The organism is Nocardia arthritidis NBRC 100137, assembly GCF_001612765.1.
In the GTDB taxonomy this organism is placed as follows: Bacteria; Actinomycetota; Actinomycetes; order Mycobacteriales; family Mycobacteriaceae; genus Nocardia; species Nocardia arthritidis.
In genome coordinates this window covers 17,593-36,695 of sequence record NZ_BDBB01000006.1, presented here as the reverse complement: position 1 = coordinate 36,695, position 19,103 = coordinate 17,593, and the positions used below count along the sequence as shown (strand labels likewise).

The window sequence follows — 19,103 nt, the reverse complement described above, 5'->3', positions numbered from 1 at the left end:
ACGCAGCATGAACGGAATTCGGGCCAAGATCCTGCTCGCGGTACTCGGTGTCGTGGTCGCCGCGGCCGCGGTGATCGGTGGCGTCAACGGTTACCGCTACTGGGACGACCGGCAGGCCGAGCAGTCGCGCGCGGACGCGGTCGCGACGGCGGGACGCACCCTCGAGGCCATGTTCACCTACAACCCGCAGACCGTGGACACCGAACTGCGCAAGTCCGCCGACAACCTGACCGGTGACTTCCGCGACGACTATCTGACGCTGATCGACAAGCAGATCGCGCCGGGAGCCAAGGAGAAGCAGCTCACCGTCACCGCGACCACCCAGGCGGGCGGTGTCATCTCCGCGGACCGTTCGCACGCGCAAGTGCTGTTGTTCCTCAACCAGGTGATGACGAGCAAGGACACCCCGCAGGGCACCACCACCGGCAGTCGTGTGCGAGTGACGCTGACGAAGGCGGACTCGCACTGGTTGGTCTCGGCGGTTACCCCGGTCTGAGTCCGGCGAATTCGCCAGGGTCACTCCGGCAGCCTGCGTGGCAGCCGCACCGTGAACGTTGTCCCCGCCTCGGGCGAACTGCGCACGCCGACCTCGCCGCCGTGCGCGGTCACCAGCGCCTGCACGATGGACAAGCCGAGCCCGGTGCCGCCGCTGGTTCGCGCGCGGGAGGTGTCGGTGCGGTAGAAGCGCTCGAAGACGCGTTCGGCCTCCTCCTGGGGCAGGCCGGGACCCGTATCGGCCACCTCGAGCCGCACGTCGTCAGCGCCGGGAGCCAGCCGCACGGTCACCTTCGCGTCGGGCGCGGTGTGCGTGACGGCGTTGTTCAGCAGGTTGCCCAAGACCTGGCGCAGCCGCGCCTCGTCGCCGATCACCTCGAGCGTTCCCTCGCCCGGTTCGATCTTCAGTTCGATGGTGCGGACGGGACCCTCGGTATGTCCGGCGGCGACCACGGCGCGTGCGTTGTGCACGGCGTCGCTGGCGACGGCGAGCAGGTCCACCGGGCCCAGCTCCAGCGGGCGCTGGGCATCCAGCCGCGCGAGCATCAGCAGGTCTTCCACCAGCACGCCCATCCGCTGGGATTCGCGCTCGATGCGGTCCATGAACGCGGCGGGATCGTCGGTGGCGCCCTGGCGATACAGTTCGGCGAACCCGCGGATGGTCGTCAACGGCGTGCGCAGCTCGTGGCTGGCGTCGGCGATGAAACGGCGCATGCGCTCCTCGGACTTGCGTGCCGCTTCCTCGGACGCGGCGGTCGCGGTGAACGCGCGCTGGATTTGCGCCAGCATTCCGTTCAGCGATCTGGAAAGCCGGTCTACCTCGGTGTTGGTATCGCGCACCGGCACGCGGCGGTGCAGGTCGCCGCGTGCGATGGCTGCGGCGGTGCTCTCCACCCGCCGCAGCGGACGAAGGCTGCGCCGCACCAGGAAATACGCGAGCACCGCCAGCACGGCCAGGACTATCGCCCCGACGATCAGCTCGAGCATCACGAGCCGGTGCACGGTGTCGGTGTTCTGCGTGAGCGGCAGGGCGACCGTCGTCGTGCCCTCCGGTGTGCGCAGCGTCAGCACACGCCACTGGATCGGCCCTCCGTTCACGGAGCCGACGGTGTACGGGCCGGACGGTGGTGGGGTCGCGGGCAGGGCGGGTTCGGAGTCGACGGCGAACGCCGGGACGAGAAACAGGCGCCCGTCGGTGCGCATCGAGCGCACGTAGAACTGGCTCGGGGCGTGGCGCGGCTCGGGCGGTAGCACCGGTGGCGGAGGCGGGCGCCTGGACCATTCCATCGCGCCTTCACGCAACTGCTGGTCGGTTCGATTGGTCAACTGGCCTTCCAAGGCCGAGGTGACCACCATGCCGGAGACGAGCAGGCCGAGCCCGGCGGTGAGCACCAGCAGGATCGTCAAGGTCCCGCGCAATGGAATCGCGGATGAGAGGCCGGAGACCTTCGCACGCACCAGCCCGAGCCGGCTCGGGCTCATGAACCGCTCTTGCGATGGGGCGCGCGCATCACGTAACCGACGCCGCGCAAGGTGTGGATCAGCCGCGTGTCGCCGGTGTCGACCTTTTTGCGCAGGTAGGAGACGTAGGTCTCCACCACGCCGACCTCGCCGCCGAAGTCGTAGCGCCAGACGTGGTCGAGGATGCGCGGCTTGCTGAGTACGGTGCCCGCGTTGACCATGAAGTAGCGCAGCAGCGTGAATTCGGTGGGCGACAGCGCGACCGGTTCACCCGCCTTCCACACCTCGTGGGTGTCGTCGTCGAGCTCGATGTCCTCGAAGCGCAGACGGGAGCTCTCCCGCTGCGGGGCCGCGTGACCCGCGCGGCGCAGGATGACGCGCAGCCGGGCCACCACTTCTTCCAGGCTGAACGGCTTGGTGACGTAGTCGTCGGCGCCCAGGGTGAGGCCGGTGATCTTATCCTGCACGTCGTCGCGCGCGGTCAGGAACAGCACGGGTGCGTCGACACCGTCGGCGCGCAACCTGCGCAGCAGGCCGAAGCCGTCCATGCCGGGCATCATCACGTCCACGATCAGGGCCTGGGGACGGAAGGAGCGCGCCTTGTCCAGCGCTTGGGCGCCGTCGGCCGCGGTATCCACTTCGAAGCCCTGGTAGCGCAGGCTCACCGCGAGCAGTTCGACGATCATCGGCTCGTCGTCGACCACCAGGACCCTGGCCTCGGGTGTCTGCTGCACGGGGGCACCACTCATGGCTAAATGGTCCGGTATCCGGCTGCGAAGTTCCTGGACCGAAGCTGGGTGATTCCTGTGAACGGCCTCAGCGCGGGTCGCGGTCCTCCGGGTAGACGTCGTCGTCGGTGAGCAGCGCGCTGCCCGCGACCTGGTCCTGGGCCAAGGCGTCGAGGAAGGCGCGCGCCCAGCGATCCACGTCGTGGGCGAGCACCTGCCTGCGCATCGAACGCATCCGCCTGCGCTTGACGTCGCGCTCGTCCTCGACAGCCGCGACGATGGCGTCCTTCACGTCGTCCAGGTCGTGCGGGTTGCACAGGTACGCCTGCCGCAGCTCGGCCGCCGCGCCGGTGAACTCGCTCAGCACCAGGGCGCCGTTGAGCCCGCTGTGGCACGCGACGTACTCCTTGGCGACGAGGTTCATGCCGTCGCGCAGCGGCGTCACCAGCATCACGTCGGCGGCCACGAAGAACGCGACCAGCTCGTCGCGCGGGATCGGACGGTGCAGGTAGTGCACCACCGGGTAACCGACCCGGGCGAACTCGCCGTTGATCCGGCCGACCTGGCGTTCGATGTCGCCGCGCATCTGGATGTAGCTCTCCACCCGCTCGCGGCTAGGGGTGGCCAGCTGGATCATCACCGTGTCGGCGGGATCGATCCGGCCCTCGATCAGCAACTCCTCGAGCGCGTTGAGGCGGATGTCGATGCCCTTGGTGTAATCCAGCCGGTCCACGCCGAGCAGGATGGTCTTCGGGTTGCCCAGCTCGGCCCGGATCTTGGCGGCGCGTTCGCGCACCGATCTGCGCCGGGAATGCTCGTCCAGTTCGGCGGAGGCGATCGAGATGGGGAACGCGCCCACCCGCACCGTGCGGAACCCCACCTGGACGACGCCGAGCTTGGAGCGCACCCCGATCGAGCCTCGCGAGGTCGGCTGCCCGGCCAGCCTGCGGGCCAGATAGAGGAAGTTCTGCGCACCGCCGGGCAGGTGGAAGCCGATGAGGTCGGCGCCGAGCAGGCCCTCCACGATCTCCGTGCGCCACGGCATCTGCATGAACAGCTCGACCGGCGGGAACGGGATGTGCAGGAAGAATCCGATGGTCAGGTCCGGGCGCAGCATGCGCAGCATCTTGGGCACCAGCTGGAGCTGGTAGTCCTGCACCCACACGGTCGCGCCCTCGGCGGCGACCTTGGCGGTGGCCTCGGCGAAGCGCCGGTTCACGGTGACGTAGGCGCTCCACCATTTGCGGTCGTACACCGGCCGCACGATCACGTCGTGGTAGAGCGGCCACAGCGTGCCGTTGGAGAAGCCCTCGTAGTAGTCGGCCACCTCGTCCGCGGACAGCGGGACCGGATGCAGTTCGAGGCCGTCCTCGATGATCGGGTCCACCTCGACGTTGGGGACGCCCGCCCAGCCGACCCACGCCCCCTTGTTGTTGCGCAGGACCGATTCCAGCGCGGTCACCAGACCACCCGGGCTGCGCTTCCATCGGGTGCTGCCGTCGGGCAGTCGCTCGAGGTCGACGGGGAGCCGGTTGGCGACGACGACGAAACCGGAGCCCGCCCCGGAGCTGTTGTTCTCCCTCGCGGCGTCAGCAGTCGAAGTGTCTCTGACTTGCTCGGAGTCGTCGGACGGATTCATCTGGTCCACTCACGCATCCTTTGCGCGTTGCTTCATCCCGCTGGAGTTGTGTAGTCGACGTCGCCGTTGGCGTCGAGAACGAGACTATTCGCCTCGAGCGTTCGGTCCAATACCCAGCATGGACAACAACATCCGGCACTCATCGGCGTCCTCGGCGTAGGCCGCGACCACCCGCTGCGCCTGACGCGCGGTTTCGTCGGCGAGCGGTTCCAGATCGTCGTCCGCAATGTCGTTCGCGCTGCCCTTCACGGCCATCGTCAAGTCCTCCCGGCTCAGTGCGCTCTTACCCTGCGAAAAGCCAATGGTATGCGACGCTGGAGGGTGCGTCCGCCGGGGCGCTGGCCGAAGGGCGACACGCGCCGCCGGGGCACCCCCGGTCGATGCGTCCGCCCCACCGGTCCCTATACCGTGGGAACCTGCACCAACTCTCCACGAAAGGGTCGACATGCCGCTGGCCACGGTGAACGGGATTTCCCTCAACTATCAGGTGAAGGGTGACCGCGCCAAGGGCTCCGCGCCGCTCGTGGTCATGATCATGGGCACCGGCAGTCCCGGCCGGGTATGGGAGCTGCACCAGGTTCCCGCCCTGGTCGCGGCCGGTTACCGGGTGTGCACGTTCGACAATCGCGGGATCGCGCCGTCCTTCGAGGCGGCCTCGGGCATGACCATCGATGAGCTGGTCGCCGACACCGCGGCCCTGATCGAATTCCTGGACGAGGGCCCGGCGCTGGTGGTGGGCACCTCGATGGGGGCGCGCGTGGCGCAGGAGCTGGCCCTGGCCCGCCCCGACCTGGTGCGCAAGGCGGTGTTCATGGCCGGACACGGGCGGCTGGACCAGTTCCAGAAGACGCTTTCGCTCGGCGAACACGAACTCGACGCCGCCGGGGTGAAACTGCCGCCGAAATACGAGGCGGCGATCACCGCGGTCATGAATCTCTCGCCCGCGACCATGGCCGACACGAACGCCGCGCGCGACTGGCTCGACATGTTCGAGTTCACCGGAGGACCGGTCACGCCCGGCATTCGCGCCCAGCGCAGGATGGACCACGATTTCGACCGGATGCAGGCATACCGGGCGATCCGGGTGCCTTGTCTTTCGATCGGATTCGCCGACGACCGGATGATTCCGCCGTATCTGTCCAGGGAGATCGCCGACGTGATTCCGGGTGCGCGGTACCAGGAGGTACCCGACGCGGGGCATTTCGGGTATTTGGAGCGGCCCGAGGCGGTCAACAAGATTCTCTTGGACTTCTTCGCTGGCTGATTGTGAGTCGGCCGGGGTGGCGGCCTAGGTAACCGCCCAGGCGTAACGTCTTGCTTGCTAGTGTCGAAACAACGCTCGGGGTCTCTCGGTGTCAGGGGTTCACAGCAGCCCGGCACCGGGCGAACCAGGAGCGATCCCGTACATAGCGCCAGTATCCAGTGAGGTGAAATTGAGCACCAACCCCTTCGATGATGAAGACGGCCGCTTCTTCGTCCTGGTCAACGACGAGGAACAGCATTCCCTGTGGCCGGCCTTCGCAGAGGTTCCAGCCGGATGGCGAGTCGTGTTCGGCGAGGACAGCCGCGCCGCCTGTGTCGAGTACGTGGAGAAGAACTGGACCGACATGCGTCCGAAGAGCCTGCGCGACGCCATGGCCGCCGACGACGCGGCTCGTCAGGGCGCCCAGTCCTGATCGGTCCTCCGAGTGCCGCGCTTCCGGCGCGGCAGGTTCGTGGTCCCGTCATGTCTCACGTCCGAGCGACCCCGTCGACGACTTCGTCGTGGGCGGGCCGGTCGCTCGGGCCTGGGCGGGGTCGCGAACGAGCAATGCTCGATCTCGCTTCACTCGAAAGCGGTTGTCCGGTCGTAATGGTCGCGTTCGGCGCCGAACGCGGTTCCGCTGTCGCCCGGACAGCGGCCCCGGTTATGATGACAACCGCTTTCCCGCCTCCTTAGCTCAGTGGTAGAGCACTCGCCTTGTAAGCGAGCGGTCGTCAGTTCAATCCTGACAGGGGGCTCCATGTCGCAGCCGCTGCGCGTCTGAGCTCAGTGGTAGAGGCCGTGCCCGGTGTTGTAAGCGAGCGGTCGTCAGTTCAATCCTGACAGGGGGCTCGATGTCGCAGTCGCTGCGCGTCTGAGCTCAGTGGTAGAGGCCGTGCTCGCGGAGATAGCGTTCGGCGCTCAGCTTTCGCGGACATGGCGGTGTGCAACTCGCGTGCAGTTTCATCAGCCCTCGCGCGTGCTCGTCGTCGGCGGGCATATTGCCGTCTTCGCAGTAGTCCTCCACCCAGGAACGCCGCGTCGTCATCGCTGCTCGTCCTCCAGCCGCGCGAAGATCTCACGCGCCGAGACCGACTCGTCCGGCTCGCCGCCGAGGTCGAGTAGCCAGGGCAACACCCAGAAGACGAGTATCAGCAGTCCGCCGACGGCGGCCATGACGATCAGGGTGACTGCGAGCTCTGCGGGCATTGGCTGTATCCCCTCTATTTGTGATTGTTTGGTGAGCGCCCGGCGCCGAGGAGCTCGAGCGCTCAACCCGACGCCGGGGCCTGCGAATACCTTGTCCTGAGTGAGACCCTGCGAAGCGGCACATCGTGTGTCACCGTGGAGACATGGACGATGCCGGGATCGGGGAGCGGACCGCCAGGGCGCGCAAGCTGGTTCGGCTCACACAGCTACAGCTCGCGCAGAAGGCGAACGTCTCGATTTCGCTGCTGCGTAAGGTCGAGCGAGGCGCCCGGCCTGCCTCGCCCGCGTTCATCGCAGCCGTGGCAGACGCTCTGGGCGTGAACATCGAGGACCTGACCGGGCAGCCCTACACCCCGGCGGGTGACGATGCCGGCGCGCACGCCACCATTCGCGAGTTGCGCCGGAAGCTGCTGGCATTCGACGACGAACCTCTGAGCGCGCCGGGCACGCTGGAAGAGCTGACTGCCGCACTGCGTCGGGTTCAGGAGAGCAGGGGTCGCGGCCGGTACGGAGATCACACTGCCGAACTGCCGGAGGTGATCCACGGTTTGCACGTGCTCGCGAGCGACGAGCCTTCCGGGCATCGTGTGGAGAAGATCTATTCGACGCTCGCCTACGCCTACAACAGCGCGTCGTCGGTCGCCTACCGGTACGGCTACCTCGACCTCGCCGGACTGGCCGCCGAGCGCTGCGTGTGGGCCGCTGAGCGCAGTGGTGACCCGGTGTGGCCGCTCGCGGCGGAATACCATCGCGCGCTGATCCTGCTGTACTCCGGCGCGTACGCCGGTGGGCTGCGGATCATCGAACGCGCGCACGCCGCCAGCGAACAGTTGCCCGCGACACCGGAAGTCCTCGCGGTGCGGGGCGCGTTGCACCTGCGCGGGTCGATACTGTCGGCTCGCGCGCTCGACGCCGACACCGCCGACACGCATCTCCGGGAAGCACGCCGGATCGGCGAGGCGATCAGCTCCGAGCGGTATCAGGAGTACGGGACCGGGTTCCAGTTGCCGAACGTCGAGATCCACTCCGTCGCTGTGCCCGTCGAGTTGTCCGATGGCACGACCGCGGTGAGCCGCGCCGAGCGGATTCGGCTACCGGCATCGGTCACACCGTCCCGTGCCGGGCATCACTGGATCGACGTGTCGCGCGCGTGGTTGCTACACGGGGACAAGCAGCGGGCCCTCACCAGCCTCGACCAGGCGCGCCGGATCGCACCGGGGCTGACGCGCAACCATCCCCAAGTCCACGAGACCGTGCGCGTACTCGCCCACGCCCGCCGCGGCACCGATTCCCTGGCCCGGTTCGCGAAGTGGGCCAAGGTCAAGATTTGAGCTGAAAGACCAGGTTTCCCGGGCTGTCCTGGGAGACGTAGTCTCTTGCGGGCGGTGAGACCACCGCAGACCGGGTTCGGTCGCCGCTTCCTCATGGTGAAGGTCGGCAGTGAGTGGTTCCGGGTGTCGCCGAACGTATCCGGTCCGAATTCGGCCGGGAGCGTCGGGCGATTCGTCGTCGGATCCGGCCGAAATGGCCGAGCGAAGCGGCCGACCAGTATGACGAACGCTAGCGAACTGCTAGCAGATCCGATTACCGACCGACGAGCATGTTTTCGGCTACGAGTCTGTTTGTAGTCTGGTGTGCGCAAACATCTCTCGCAAAGGACCTGTTCAGGTCACAGGCAAACACCAGATGGGCCACAAACGGGACATGTCGGCATACTTCGCGCACACTGGGGTGAACCTAGCTGTATCGGGTTCTTCATCTGCCGAAAGCTGCTGAGATGGACGAATACAACGCGTTGCTGCCGACCGATACGCGAGCTCACGAGCGTGGGGGTGCGCGATGACCGAGCTGATCGACTTCTCCGCAACCCTTATCGATCCGCAAGCGATCAAGGACGCCGGATACGCGGGCGTCATCGGTTACTTCAGCGATTCCCGTCCGGGCGCGAATTTCGGTGCGAAGCCGCTGCGGCGGGAATACTGCGACCGATTGCGCGCCATCGGGCTCGAGATAGTGAGCAATTACCAGTACGGCAAGGGTGAGACGTCGGATTGGAAAGGCGGTTACGACGCGGGCGTGCGTCATGCGCGGATCGCGCTGGATTACCACCTCGCGGCCGGCGGGCCACGTTTCCGTCCGTTGTACGCCCCGGTCGATGCGAATCCGTCCTTGGCGGAGTGGAATTCGCTGATCGCTCCGTTTCTGCGGGGCTGGGCATCGGTGGTCGGATGGGAATGGACCGGCATGTACGGCAATGCCCGGTGTATCGACTGGGCACTCGAGGACGGTGTCGCCTGTTGGTTCTGGCAACACAACTGGTCCGGCGATTCCTCGATCAACGGCGACCATCCCGCCGCGCACCTCCATCAGATCCGCATCGACAGCGACCGGGTCGCAGGCGTCGTGGTGGATGTGAACAAAGTCCTCGCCGCCGACTACGGCCAGTGGTCGAAGGCCATCTCGAATCCAGGGGGAGCCATGCAGAAGCCGGATTACGTCGAATTGGACCGAATGGGCGACTCCGCCTCCAGCAGGCACGGGGCGCGCGTCGAGAACTTCCTGCTGCACACTCAGGAAGGCAACGGAACGGCCGAGAGCCTGGCCAACTACCTGAACAATCCGGCGAACGGGGTGAGCTACCACTACACCGTGCGCGATCGCGTGGTGGTAGACGTGGTCGACACCGATCTGGCCAGTTGGTCGGTGCTGGACGCGAACTCGTTCACGATCAACCTCTGCTTCGCGGGCAGCCGCGCCGCGTGGAGCCGCAACGACTGGCTGAGCATCCGCGACGACATCCGGATCGCGGCCTGGCTCGCGGTGCAGGACGCGCGCAAATACGGGTTCGACACGTATGTCATCGCGCCGCCTTATCAGCGGCGCCAGGGCATCTCCGACCACAAGTACGTCACCGAGTGTCTCGGCATCGGCACGCACACCGACGTGGGACCGAATTTCCCCTGGGACGTGTTCGCCGACGACGTGCGCGGTTTCGCCACCGGCGAGCCGACCGGGTCGGAACCGAACGCGATCAATGATTGCGCGGCCGCGAATCCATGGCTGGGCGCCCGGATCACGCAGGGTGAGATCGCGACGCCCGACGGCGCGGGCCGCTTCGCCCAGTTCGAGCACGGGTACATCTATTGGCATCCGGATACCGGTGCGCACGCCATCCCGGAGACGCTGTGGGGAAAGTTCGAGCAGTTGGGCTGGGAGGCCGGTCCGCTCGGCTACCCGATCACCGACCGCGCCGTGCTGTCCGGGCCGGACGGCCAAGCGGCGGGTGAGGTGCAAGGCTTCCAGGGCGGGGCGCTCTACCGGCGGCAATCCAGCGGCAGCGTTTACTGGGTGCACGGCGCGATCCGCGACCGCTGGAACCGCGCGGGTTACGAGAACGGGCCGCTGGGCTGGCCGGCGAGCGACGAGATCCCCTGGGACACCGGCACCTATCAGGATTTCGAGCACGGCCGGATCTATTGGACACCGGCCCAGACGCTCGCGACGGTGGCGGTGGGAGGAGTGGATACTCCGCTGCACGACGTGGGTTGACGGATGAAAGCGGAAGGTCCGACCGCGAGCCGCGGCCGGATCTTTCCGACCGCGATTCAGTCGGGGACGTTGGCGCCGTGGCCGAGGTCGCGCAGTGCCTGCTTGATCTTGGCCTGGGCCTCGTCCAGGGACTCGGGGCTCGGATTCGGGTCGGCGCCGGAGATGTCGAAGTTGCCCATCGAGAAGGCGGGGAATACGTGGACGTGCAGGTGCGGCACCTCCAATCCCGCGATCAGCAGACCGGCGCGCGGGGCCTCCCAGGCCGCGCGCACGGCCTGTCCGATCTTCTGGGCGACGGCGGTGAGCCGGGCGAAGGTGTCGGCGTCGACGTCCTGCCACTGGTCGATCTCTTTGCGAGGCACCACGAGGGTGTGACCAGGGGTGACCGGGGCGATGGTGAGGAAGCCGACGAACTCGTCGTCCTCCCAGACGAAACGGCCCGGGAGCTGACCGGCGATGATCGCGCTGAAGACAGAAGCCATGTCCCGCAGCGTAGACGGGCCGGTGCGCCGGGGCGCCGGACCGGCCCGCGCTACACCGCGACGAAATGCGACAGGATGCCCTGCACCTCGTAGATGTCCACCTGCCGGTTGAACCGCTTCAGCAGTGGTTCGGCGGTGCCCGCGATCCAGATGGCCAGCTCGGCGTCCAGATCGAAGGTGCCCGCGGTCTCCACCGAGAAATGGGTGATCGCGCGATACGGCACGCTGTGGTAGCTCACCTTGCGGCCGGTGACGCCCTGCTTGTCGATGAGGATCAGGCGGCGGTTTGTGAACAGCATCGCATCCCGAACCAGCAGGTAGGCGGCATAGACCTGTTCGCCGCTGCCGAGGAGCTTGCCGTACTCCTGTTGCGCCTGTGCCGGGTCGATCCGGCCGGCGTTGCCCATCAGTCCGTCGATCAGACCCATGCTCAGCACTTCCTTCGGGTGCTCCGGTGGCAGGAGCGGTCAGGCCCCACATCCGTTGTCCCTATTCATCATCCCCGTCGCGCGCACCGGCAGCGGCGAAGACGGCGAACGGCTCGTTTAGGCTGTCTGCCGTGCGTGTACTCGTCATCGGTTCCGGAGCCCGTGAACATGCCCTCGTCCTGGCCCTGCGCCGGGACCCCGCGGTGACCGCGCTCTTCGCCGCCCCCGGTAACGCGGGCATCGCCCAGCACGCGCAGGTCCGCCCGGTCGACCCCTGCGCCGCCGAGGACGTCGTCGCGCTGGCCACCGAGGTGGACGCCGACCTGGTGGTGATCGGTCCCGAGGTCCCGCTGGTGCTCGGCGTCGCCGACGCGCTGCGAGTCGCCGGTATCCCGTGCTTCGGCCCGTCGGCCGCGGCCGCCCGGATCGAGGGTTCCAAGGCATTCGCCAAGGATGTGATGTCCGCGGCGGATGTGCGCACCGCGCACAGCGAGGTGGTGGACAACCCGGCCGAGCTGGACGACGCGCTCGACCGCTTCGGCCCCACCTGGGTGGTCAAGGACGACGGACTCGCCGCGGGCAAGGGCGTGGTGGTGACCGCCGACCGCTCCGCCGCGCGCGAGCACGGGGCCGAACTGCTCGAGCAGGGCCACCCGGTGCTGCTGGAATCATTCCTGGACGGACCGGAAGTCTCGCTGTTCTGCCTGGTCGACGGCGAGACGGTGGTGCCGCTGTTGCCCGCGCAGGACCACAAGCGCGTCGGTGACGGTGACACCGGTCCCAACACCGGCGGCATGGGCGCTTACACGCCGCTGCCCTGGCTGCCCGAATCGGCCGTCACCGCCATCGTCGAGGACGTGGTGAAACCCGTTGCGGCCGAATTGGTGCGGCGTGGCAGCGGGTTCTCCGGCCTGCTCTACGCCGGGCTGGCGATCGGCGCGGGCGGTCCCGCCGTGGTCGAATTCAACTGCCGCTTCGGCGATCCCGAGACGCAGGCGGTGCTCGCGCTGCTGGACAGCCCGCTCGGCGAGCTGCTGTACGCCACCGCCACCGGCACGCTGGCGCAGGTCGCCCCGCCGCGCTGGCGCGACGGCTCGGCGATCACCGTGGTGCTCGCCGCGGAGAACTACCCGGGCCGTCCGCGCCTCGGCGACGCGATCTCGGGGGCGGGTGAGGGCGCGTTCGACGAGACCGCGACGGTGCTGCACGCGGGCACTACGCAGCGTGAGGACGGCGCTCTGATCTCCGCGGGCGGACGGGTGCTGAACGTGGTGGGCGTCGGCGCCGACCTCGCCGAGGCCCGCACCCGCGCCTACGACCGCATCGCCGCCATCAAGCTGCCGGGCAGCCACTACCGCACGGACATCGGCTTGGCCGCCGTCGAAGGGCGCATCGAGGTCTGAGTCAGCGGCTCGGCGGAATACGCACGGGCGGCCGGATGGCTGATCCTGCGCTCGGTCGGCAGCCAGTTCGACAGCGCGGGCGTGATCCGCTGCGGCCATGTGACCGAACCCGTGGCCGACCGTCTTCGGCCACCACTCGCCGCGGGCCGATCCTCGCGTGCGCGCAGTCGTCTCGGACGCCGCTGAGCGGAAGCGTGCGTTCCTCAGCCGAACGTGAGTCCGCGCACCGCCAGCCACTGCTGCGGGTCTACATGCTGTCCGCCGACGATCACCTCGAAGTGCAGGTGCGGGCCGGTGGAATCGCCACGGTTGCCCATGCGGGCGATCTGCATCCCCGCGGGCACCCGCTCGCCGACCGAGACGAAGAAGTCGTACATGTGCCCGTAGACGGTGATGCTGCCGTCGTCGTGGCGGATCCGCACCCACAGCCCGAAGCCCTGCGCCGGTCCCGCGTCGATGACCGTGCCGTCGGCGACCGCGTAGATCGGGGTGCCGATCGGGCCCGCGATGTCGATACCGGCGTGGAAGGTGCCCCAGCGCGACCCGAAGCCCGAGGTGAAGACGCCGTGCGCGGGCAGGGCGAAGCCCCGGCCGCTCGGCGGCATCGTCCCTGGCTGCACCGGCGCGGTCGCGGTCATCCACGGCTGACGCTCACCGGCGACGGCGGCGGCCGCCTCGGCCTTCGCGCGTTCCAGCGTCGCGCGCGCGGCGGCCGCGACCACCGCCTGCTCGCGCAGCCGCTCACCATTGGCGATCGCGTTCAGCAGCCGCGTCACCGACGGTGGGGTGTTCTGCATCTGCGGCGGATACGCCACGGCCACGCGCTGGCCGCGATCCGGCGCGGGAGTGCGCTCGGTGACCGTCCCGGCGAACGACGTGTCGCCCGCGGCGAAAACCGCGGTCGCGACGAGTCCGGCCAGCAGCACCTGGTGCTTGCGCGCCAGTGCGAGCAAATCCTCGCCGGTGGGTTTGCGCCGCCACAGGTCGCGCGGATCCGGTTTGCGCTCCCACCAAGCTCGCAGGTGGTGGTCGCGGGCCCACAGGGCGCGGGGATCGAGCTTGCCGCCATCCCAGAGAAGCCGTTCGCCGGATCGTCGCGGCGAGCGCGCGCGCCAATCGCGCGGAATGACACCGACACCGGCCACTCCGCGCACTCGGTCGAGCCCGCCTCGTCGAGACTTATCGAGCATCAGGGCAGACCATAACCGCGGCCGCGCGGTAATAGGTGCTCTACCGTCTGTCGAGTGTCCAGAGAATCTCGCCGGTCGACCATTCCACCTTTCTACGTGATGGATGTCTGGAAAGCCGCCGCGGAACGCGCCCGGACCCACGGTGATGTGCTCGTGCTCGCCGCCGGGCAGCCGTCGACGCCCGCACCCGCACCGGTCCTGCGCGCGACCGAACTGGCCATTCGGTCCGAATTACTCGGTTACACCGAGACTTTCGGCATCCTGGCCATCCGGGAAGCGATCGCCGAACACCATCGAGACACTTATGGTTACCAGGTCGATCCGGACGACGTCGTGGTGACGACCGGCTCGTCCGGCGCGTTCTCGCTGATCTTCCTCGCGGCGTTCGACCCGGGCGACACCGTCGTGGTCGCGCGTCCCGGTTATCCGGCCTATCGCAACACCCTCGCCGCGCTCGGCTGCCGGGTGCTCGAACTCGACTGCGGCGCGCAAACCAGATTCCAGCCCACCGTCGCCATGCTCGAGGCGCTCCCGCAGCCCCCCGCCGGTCTCGTGGTGGCCAGCCCCGCCAACCCCACCGGCACCATGATCGCCCCCGCCGAACTCGCCGCGCTGGCCCGCTGGTGCGAGGAACACGGCACGTTGCTGATCTCCGACGAGATCTACCACGGCATCACCTACGACAGCGCGGGCGCCGACAACGCGACCTCGTCGGCCTGGGAGACCTCGCGAGAAGCGGTGGTGATCGGCTCGGTGTCCAAATACTTCTCCATGACCGGCTGGCGGCTGGGCTGGATGCTGGCGCCGAGCGGGCTGCGCCCCGCATTGCAACGTCTGGCCTCGAACCTGACCGTGTGCCCGCCCGCCATCTCCCAGTACGCGGCGCTGCACGCCTTCGGCGCGGAGGCCAAGGAGGAACTCGACGGGCACGTCCGGCGGTACGCGGTGAACCGGCGCTTGCTGCTGGACGGGCTGCCGAAACTGGGCATCACCGACCTCGCCCCCGCCGACGGCGCCTTCTACGCCTACGCCGACATCGGCCACCTCACCGACGACTCCCGCGCCTGGTGCGCCGACGTGCTGAACCACACGGGCGTCGCACTCGCGCCGGGGGTGGATTTCGACACCGTCGACGGACACCGCACCGTTCGTTTCTCCTTCGCCGGAGCCACCGCCGACATCGAGGCGGCGCTACTGCGTCTAGGGCACTATCTAGGTGGGTGAAGCCCTGCCCGGCAAGAACTTTCCGCAGTTCGGCACCCTGGCCGCGCGGATGCGGTAAAACAACGTTGGTTGCTTTTCCTCGCTGATTTCCCCTGGAAGAACTGATGACGACTGGCACGATGGCACGGTGATCACCGCGACGACCCCGAAAGGCGAACGGCGTCGCCAGGCTTTGATAGCCGCCGCCGCCGAACTCCTGCTCGAAGGCGGGTTCGAGGCGGTGCGGCACCGTTCGGTTGCGACGCGCGCTGATCTGCCCCTGGCGTCGACCACCTATTACTTCGAATCCCTGGACGACCTCATCGCCCGGGCGGTCGAGTTCAGCGGCAATGCCGAGCTGGACGCGATGCGCAGGCGGGTCGGCGAGGTCAGCCACCGTCGCCGCGGCGCGGAGGCCACCGTCGACCTGGTGCTCGACCTGCTGGTGGGCAGCGACGGCGCCGACGAGGGCGCGCGCGGGCAGCTGATCGCCCGCTACGAGCGTTCGGTCGCCTCGGCGCGCCACCCCGAGCTGCGCGAAGTCCAGCTCCGATTGCGTGCTCAGCTGGACGAGCTGCTGGCCGACGTGTTGCGCCGATCCGACCGGATGGTGCGGCCGGAACAGCTGCGCAGGCTGGTCGCGGTGGTGGACGGCGCGGTGGTCGCCGCGCTCACCGAGATGGACCCCGAACCGCGGCGGATGGCCCGCGGCGCGCTGCTGGAAGTCATCGATATCGTCGCGCCCCCGGCGCGGGCGGTCACTCCCGAACCGGCGGCCTACGTGAGCGCGGACGGCCCCGTGCGCGCCACGCCCCAGCAAGTGGATCGTTACCGCGCACTAGACTGACCGGACGTGAGCATCGTCCCCAATGTCCTCGCCACCCGTTACGCCAGCCCGGAGCTGGTGCACCTGTGGTCGCCGGAGCACAAGATCGTCCTCGAGCGGCGGCTGTGGCTGGAGGTGCTGCGGGCACAGGCGGAGCTGGGCGTCGACGTGCCCGGCGGGGTCATCGCGGACTACGAGCGGGTGCTCGACGAGGTCGACCTCGCCTCCATCGCCGAACGTGAGCGGGTCACCCGGCACGACGTGAAGGCGCGCATCGAGGAATTCAACGCGCTGGCCGGGCACGAGCACGTGCACAAGGGCATGACCAGCCGCGACCTCACCGAGAACGTGGAGCAGCTGCAGATCCGGCTGTCGCTCGAGCACGTGCACGCCCACGGCGTCGCGATCGCCGCGCGACTGGCCGAGCGCGCCGCCGAATACCAGGCGCTGGTGATGGCGGGCCGTTCGCACAACGTCGCCGCGCAGGCCACCACGCTGGGCAAGCGGTTCGCCTCCGCCGCCGACGAATTGCTGATCGCGCTGACCAGGCTGCGCGAACTGATCGACCGTTACCCGCTGCGCGGGATCAAGGGCCCGATGGGCACCGCGCAGGACATGCTCGACCTGCTCGGCGGCGACCCGGCCAAGCTCGCCCGGCTGGAGCAGCAGGTGGCCGGGCACCTGGGATTCGCGACCGTGTTCACCAGCGTCGGCCAGGTCTACCCGCGCTCGCTGGATCACGATGTGCTCTCCGCGCTGGTTCAGGTCGGCGCGGGCCCGTCCTCGTTCGCGCACACCATCCGGTTGATGGCCGGGCACGAGCTGGTCACCGAAGGTTTCCAGCCCGGACAGGTGGGCAGCTCGGCGATGCCGCACAAGATGAACACCCGCTCCTGCGAACGCGTCAACGGCTTGCAGGTTGTGCTGCGCGGTTACGCCTCGATGGCGGCCGAACTGGCGGGCGCGCAGTGGAACGAGGGCGACGTGTTCTGCTCGGTGGTCCGCCGCGTCGCACTGCCGGACGCGTTCTTCGCCATCGACGGCATGATGGAAACCTTCCTCACCGTGCTGGCCGAGTTCGGCGCCTACCCGGCGGTGGTCGCCCGTGAACTGGACCGTTACCTCCCCTTCCTCGCGACCACCCGCATGCTCATGGCCGCCGTCCGTGCCGGTGTCGGTCGCGAAACAGCGCACGAGGTCATCAAGGAGCACGCCGTTGCGGTCGCCCTGGCCATGCGCGAGCAGGGCCGCGAACCCGATTTGCTGGACCGCCTCGCCGCCGACCCGCGCTTCCCCCTCGATCGCCCCGCCCTCGACGCGGCGCTGTCCGACAAGTCCGCCTTCGTCGGCGCGGCCGAAGCACAGGTCGCCGACGTCGTCGGGCAAGTGCAGAAGCTGGTCGACCGGTACCCGGACGCGGCCCGGTATTCGCCGTCGCCGATCCTGTAGCGGGACTACGCCTTTCGCGACGAATCAGCTCGTCGGCCGGTATCGTCCCTCGGTGCCTATTCACGCCTCCTGATGCCATCGCCTGGGCATTCGGCGCAGGCGGGAACTGGAAAGCAATGGTCATGCCACTGGTGCGGACAGTGATCGCGATCGGCGCTGCCCCTGAATAGCGCGAAACCCGACTGCCCACCGTCCGGAGCACGAACACAACAGATGACCGCATAGGCTGCGGGTCGTGAATCCCTACACGATTTTCGCCGATATCGTTGCCGGGCGGGCGCCGTCGAGCAAGGTCTACGAGGACGACGATGTGATGGCGTTCATGGACATTCGGCCTATGACGCCGGGGCATCTGCTGGTGGTTCCGAAGGTCGCGGCGCGCAGTCTGGCGGAGCTCGATCCGGTGGTCGGCGGAAAGTTGTTCCAGGTGGGGCAGCGGCTCGCGGCGGCGATGCGGGCAAGTGAGGTGGGGTGCGACGGGGTCAATTTCTTTCTGGCGGACGGGGTGACGGCGGGGCAGGAGGTCTTCCATGTGCATCTGCACGTCATCCCGCGCACCCCGGGGGACGGGTTCGGGTTGCGTGGTCGCCCGACCAGTCCGCGGCGGGAGGATCTGGATTATCTCGCCGCCTCGATCCGTGGTGCGCTGGGGAACTGAGTCCGCCGGCTCGGCCTCCGCCCTTCCTGAGGGACGGGTCAGTCGCGCACCAATTCGGCTGCCGTCCAGTTCGGATAGTCGCTGTAGCCCTCGGCGGTGCGGCCGTAGAGGAATTCCTCGCGAAGGGGAGCCAGGGGCAGGTCGTAGCGGATGCGGTGCACGAGATCGGGATTGGAGATGAACGATCGGCCGAAGGAGACCAAGTCGGCGAGGCCGGCGCGCAGCACCTGTTCGGCGCCCGCCGCCGTGGTCGGTTCGTGGTTCTCGCCGATGTTCGCGATGAGCGTGCCGTGCCAGCGCGGCCGCAGGTCACGCAACGCGGGGTAGCGGTCGTTGTCGGTGAGATGCAGGTAGGCGAGGCCCCGCTGGTCGAGTTCGGCCACGAGTGCGCGGTAGAGCGGTCCCGGGTCGGCCTCGTGCATGTTGAACTGGGGATTGCCCGGCGAGAGTCGGATGGCGGTGCGTTTCGCGCCGATCGCCTCGGTCACCGCGTCCACTACCGCGAGGGGCAACCGCATGCGGTTGGGGATGGAACCGCCGTATTCGTCGTCGCGCAGGTTGGTGTTGTCGGCGAGGAATTGGTGCAGGAGATAGCTATTGGCCCCGTGGATCTCGACACCGTCGAAGCCCGCGTTCATCGCATTGCGCGCGGCGACGGCGTATTGCTCAACGGCGGCCGCGATACCGGCGCGATCGAGGGCGGCGGGCGTGATCGGATCGGCCTTGCCGCCGTCGATCAGGTGCACCCGGTCGTCGTCCAGCACCGCCGACGGTCCGGCGGGCCAGGACCCGTCGATCCGGGCGAGCGGGTGGCCCTTGCGTCCGCCGTGCATGAGCTGCGCGAAGATCCGCCCGCCGCGCGCGTGCACCGCCTCGGTGACCCGGCGCCACGCCACGACATGCGCGGGGGTCTGCAAGCCGGGCACCCAGGCTTCGCTCTGGCCGGTCGAATGCGGCCAGATGCCCTCGGTGACGATGAGCCCGGCCGTCGCGCGCTGGGTGTAGTAGTCGGCGACATCGCCGGTCGGCGAGCCGTCGGGCAGCGAGCGCAGCCGGGTCATCGGCGACATGACGATCCGGTTGGGCAGGTCGAGCGGATGGTTGCGGTATTCGGTCAACAGCAGCATGGCTGTACCGTAA

The 19,103-nt window shown here is 68.3% G+C and carries 20 protein-coding genes and 1 tRNA gene; 11 read left to right on the top strand and 10 right to left on the bottom strand.

The genetic code is table 11. From position 1 onward, the window contains the following. Positions 1–7 precede the first annotated feature (7 nt). Positions 8–496, top strand: a complete 489-nt coding sequence (locus NA8_RS05605) for an Rv1363c family protein (protein ID WP_063049445.1) — start codon at positions 8–10, stop codon at positions 494–496. Between the two features lie 20 nt (positions 497–516). On the opposite strand, the gene NA8_RS05600 is transcribed toward NA8_RS05605, so the two are convergent. The 4 genes from NA8_RS05600 to NA8_RS34295 all read right to left on the bottom strand — a co-directional run bounded on the left by NA8_RS05600 (position 517) and on the right by NA8_RS34295 (position 4,578). Further along, positions 517–1,977, bottom strand: a complete 1,461-nt coding sequence (locus tag NA8_RS05600; RefSeq protein WP_084466556.1) for a sensor histidine kinase — start codon at positions 1,975–1,977, stop codon at positions 517–519. Next, positions 1,974–2,705 carry a response regulator transcription factor gene (locus NA8_RS05595; protein WP_063049287.1) on the bottom strand — a complete coding sequence of 244 codons (732 nt, stop codon included), beginning with the start codon at positions 2,703–2,705 and terminating at the stop codon, positions 1,974–1,976. Before NA8_RS05595 ends, NA8_RS05600 begins: the two co-directional genes overlap by 4 nt. Before the next feature lie 67 nt (positions 2,706–2,772). Beyond that, positions 2,773–4,323, bottom strand: coding sequence for an alpha,alpha-trehalose-phosphate synthase (UDP-forming) (locus tag NA8_RS05590; protein ID WP_063049443.1), 1,551 nt, complete (start codon positions 4,321–4,323; stop codon positions 2,773–2,775). Between the two features lie 84 nt (positions 4,324–4,407). After that, positions 4,408–4,578, bottom strand: coding sequence for a hypothetical protein (locus tag NA8_RS34295; RefSeq protein WP_168434172.1), 171 nt, complete (start codon positions 4,576–4,578; stop codon positions 4,408–4,410). 190 nt (positions 4,579–4,768) lie between these two features. Here NA8_RS34295 and NA8_RS05585 point away from each other — a divergent pair, with 190 nt between their 5' ends. From NA8_RS05585 to NA8_RS05575, 3 genes are all read left to right on the top strand, one after another. Continuing rightward, a complete protein-coding gene (locus NA8_RS05585) occupies positions 4,769–5,587 on the top strand; it encodes an alpha/beta fold hydrolase (RefSeq protein ID WP_063049286.1) in 819 nt (272 codons plus the stop codon). A gap of 169 nt (positions 5,588–5,756) precedes the next feature. Continuing rightward, complete coding sequence (locus NA8_RS05580) at positions 5,757–5,999, top strand: MbtH family protein (protein ID WP_011207082.1); 243 nt, start codon at positions 5,757–5,759, stop codon at positions 5,997–5,999. Between the two features lie 253 nt (positions 6,000–6,252). Then, a tRNA-Thr gene (locus NA8_RS05575) sits at positions 6,253–6,327 on the top strand. Between the two features lie 119 nt (positions 6,328–6,446). On the opposite strand, the gene NA8_RS33500 is transcribed toward NA8_RS05575, so the two are convergent. Further along, a complete protein-coding gene (locus NA8_RS33500) occupies positions 6,447–6,614 on the bottom strand; it encodes a hypothetical protein (RefSeq protein ID WP_157106553.1) in 168 nt (55 codons plus the stop codon). Then, a complete protein-coding gene (locus NA8_RS33495; protein ID WP_157106552.1) occupies positions 6,611–6,775 on the bottom strand; it encodes a hypothetical protein in 165 nt (54 codons plus the stop codon). Before NA8_RS33495 ends, NA8_RS33500 begins: the two co-directional genes overlap by 4 nt. A gap of 143 nt (positions 6,776–6,918) precedes the next feature. On the opposite strand from NA8_RS33495, the gene NA8_RS05570 reads away from it, so the two are divergent. Both NA8_RS05570 and NA8_RS32490 read left to right on the top strand, forming a co-directional pair. Then, a complete protein-coding gene (locus NA8_RS05570) occupies positions 6,919–8,106 on the top strand; it encodes a helix-turn-helix domain-containing protein (RefSeq protein ID WP_063049285.1) in 1,188 nt (395 codons plus the stop codon). 508 nt (positions 8,107–8,614) lie between these two features. Beyond that, positions 8,615–10,324, top strand: coding sequence for a glycoside hydrolase domain-containing protein (locus tag NA8_RS32490; RefSeq protein WP_084466555.1), 1,710 nt, complete (start codon positions 8,615–8,617; stop codon positions 10,322–10,324). A gap of 56 nt (positions 10,325–10,380) precedes the next feature. On the opposite strand, the gene NA8_RS05560 is transcribed toward NA8_RS32490, so the two are convergent. After that, positions 10,381–10,806 (bottom strand): HIT family protein, encoded by a 426-nt coding sequence (locus NA8_RS05560; RefSeq protein WP_063049284.1) that lies wholly within the window; start codon positions 10,804–10,806, stop codon positions 10,381–10,383. A 50-nt stretch (positions 10,807–10,856) separates the two neighbouring features. Beyond that, positions 10,857–11,234 carry a PH domain-containing protein gene (locus NA8_RS05555; protein ID WP_040864711.1) on the bottom strand — a complete coding sequence of 126 codons (378 nt, stop codon included), beginning with the start codon at positions 11,232–11,234 and terminating at the stop codon, positions 10,857–10,859. A 131-nt stretch (positions 11,235–11,365) separates the two neighbouring features. On the opposite strand from NA8_RS05555, the gene purD reads away from it, so the two are divergent. Beyond that, positions 11,366–12,637 (top strand): phosphoribosylamine--glycine ligase, encoded by a 1,272-nt coding sequence (gene purD / locus NA8_RS05550; protein WP_063049283.1) that lies wholly within the window; start codon positions 11,366–11,368, stop codon positions 12,635–12,637. Positions 12,638–12,840: 203 nt separating this feature from the next. Here purD and NA8_RS05545 read toward each other — a convergent pair whose 3' ends face one another. Beyond that, positions 12,841–13,827, bottom strand: a complete 987-nt coding sequence (locus tag NA8_RS05545) for a M23 family metallopeptidase (RefSeq protein ID WP_063049282.1) — start codon at positions 13,825–13,827, stop codon at positions 12,841–12,843. Positions 13,828–13,881: 54 nt separating this feature from the next. Here NA8_RS05545 and NA8_RS05540 point away from each other — a divergent pair, with 54 nt between their 5' ends. The 4 genes from NA8_RS05540 to NA8_RS05525 all read left to right on the top strand — a co-directional run bounded on the left by NA8_RS05540 (position 13,882) and on the right by NA8_RS05525 (position 17,963). Continuing rightward, a complete protein-coding gene (locus NA8_RS05540) occupies positions 13,882–15,051 on the top strand; it encodes a pyridoxal phosphate-dependent aminotransferase (protein ID WP_157106551.1) in 1,170 nt (389 codons plus the stop codon). Positions 15,052–15,178: 127 nt separating this feature from the next. Next, positions 15,179–15,877, top strand: a complete 699-nt coding sequence (locus NA8_RS05535; protein ID WP_245663682.1) for a TetR/AcrR family transcriptional regulator — start codon at positions 15,179–15,181, stop codon at positions 15,875–15,877. Between the two features lie 6 nt (positions 15,878–15,883). Next, positions 15,884–17,305: an adenylosuccinate lyase gene (gene purB / locus NA8_RS05530; protein WP_063049280.1), complete on the top strand. Its 1,422-nt coding sequence runs from the start codon at positions 15,884–15,886 to the stop codon at positions 17,303–17,305. A gap of 235 nt (positions 17,306–17,540) precedes the next feature. Beyond that, the gene (locus NA8_RS05525) at positions 17,541–17,963 is read left to right on the top strand and encodes an HIT family protein (RefSeq protein WP_063049279.1); all 423 of its coding nucleotides are present in this window, start codon (positions 17,541–17,543) and stop codon (positions 17,961–17,963) included. 38 nt (positions 17,964–18,001) lie between these two features. Here NA8_RS05525 and NA8_RS05520 read toward each other — a convergent pair whose 3' ends face one another. Then, positions 18,002–19,090, bottom strand: a complete 1,089-nt coding sequence (locus NA8_RS05520) for an alkene reductase (protein WP_063049278.1) — start codon at positions 19,088–19,090, stop codon at positions 18,002–18,004. Positions 19,091–19,103: the final 13 nt, after the last annotated feature.

Coding starts and splice junctions, on each gene's coding strand:
- NA8_RS32490 (WP_084466555.1), top strand. CDS start 8,615: ATGACCGAGCTGATCGACTTCTCCGCAACCCTTATCGATCCGCAAGCG.
- NA8_RS05520 (WP_063049278.1), bottom strand. CDS start 19,090: ATGCTGCTGTTGACCGAATACCGCAACCATCCGCTCGACCTGCCCAAC.
- NA8_RS05545 (WP_063049282.1), bottom strand. CDS start 13,827: ATGCTCGATAAGTCTCGACGAGGCGGGCTCGACCGAGTGCGCGGAGTG.
- NA8_RS33500 (WP_157106553.1), bottom strand. CDS start 6,614: ATGACGACGCGGCGTTCCTGGGTGGAGGACTACTGCGAAGACGGCAAT.
- NA8_RS05555 (WP_040864711.1), bottom strand. CDS start 11,234: ATGGGTCTGATCGACGGACTGATGGGCAACGCCGGCCGGATCGACCCG.
- NA8_RS05560 (WP_063049284.1), bottom strand. CDS start 10,806: ATGGCTTCTGTCTTCAGCGCGATCATCGCCGGTCAGCTCCCGGGCCGT.
- NA8_RS05600 (WP_084466556.1), bottom strand. CDS start 1,977: ATGAGCCCGAGCCGGCTCGGGCTGGTGCGTGCGAAGGTCTCCGGCCTC.
- NA8_RS05570 (WP_063049285.1), top strand. CDS start 6,919: ATGGACGATGCCGGGATCGGGGAGCGGACCGCCAGGGCGCGCAAGCTG.
- NA8_RS05590 (WP_063049443.1), bottom strand. CDS start 4,323: ATGAATCCGTCCGACGACTCCGAGCAAGTCAGAGACACTTCGACTGCT.
- NA8_RS34295 (WP_168434172.1), bottom strand. CDS start 4,578: ATGGCCGTGAAGGGCAGCGCGAACGACATTGCGGACGACGATCTGGAA.
- NA8_RS05595 (WP_063049287.1), bottom strand. CDS start 2,705: ATGAGTGGTGCCCCCGTGCAGCAGACACCCGAGGCCAGGGTCCTGGTG.
- NA8_RS05585 (WP_063049286.1), top strand. CDS start 4,769: ATGCCGCTGGCCACGGTGAACGGGATTTCCCTCAACTATCAGGTGAAG.
- NA8_RS05605 (WP_063049445.1), top strand. CDS start 8: ATGAACGGAATTCGGGCCAAGATCCTGCTCGCGGTACTCGGTGTCGTG.
- NA8_RS33495 (WP_157106552.1), bottom strand. CDS start 6,775: ATGCCCGCAGAGCTCGCAGTCACCCTGATCGTCATGGCCGCCGTCGGC.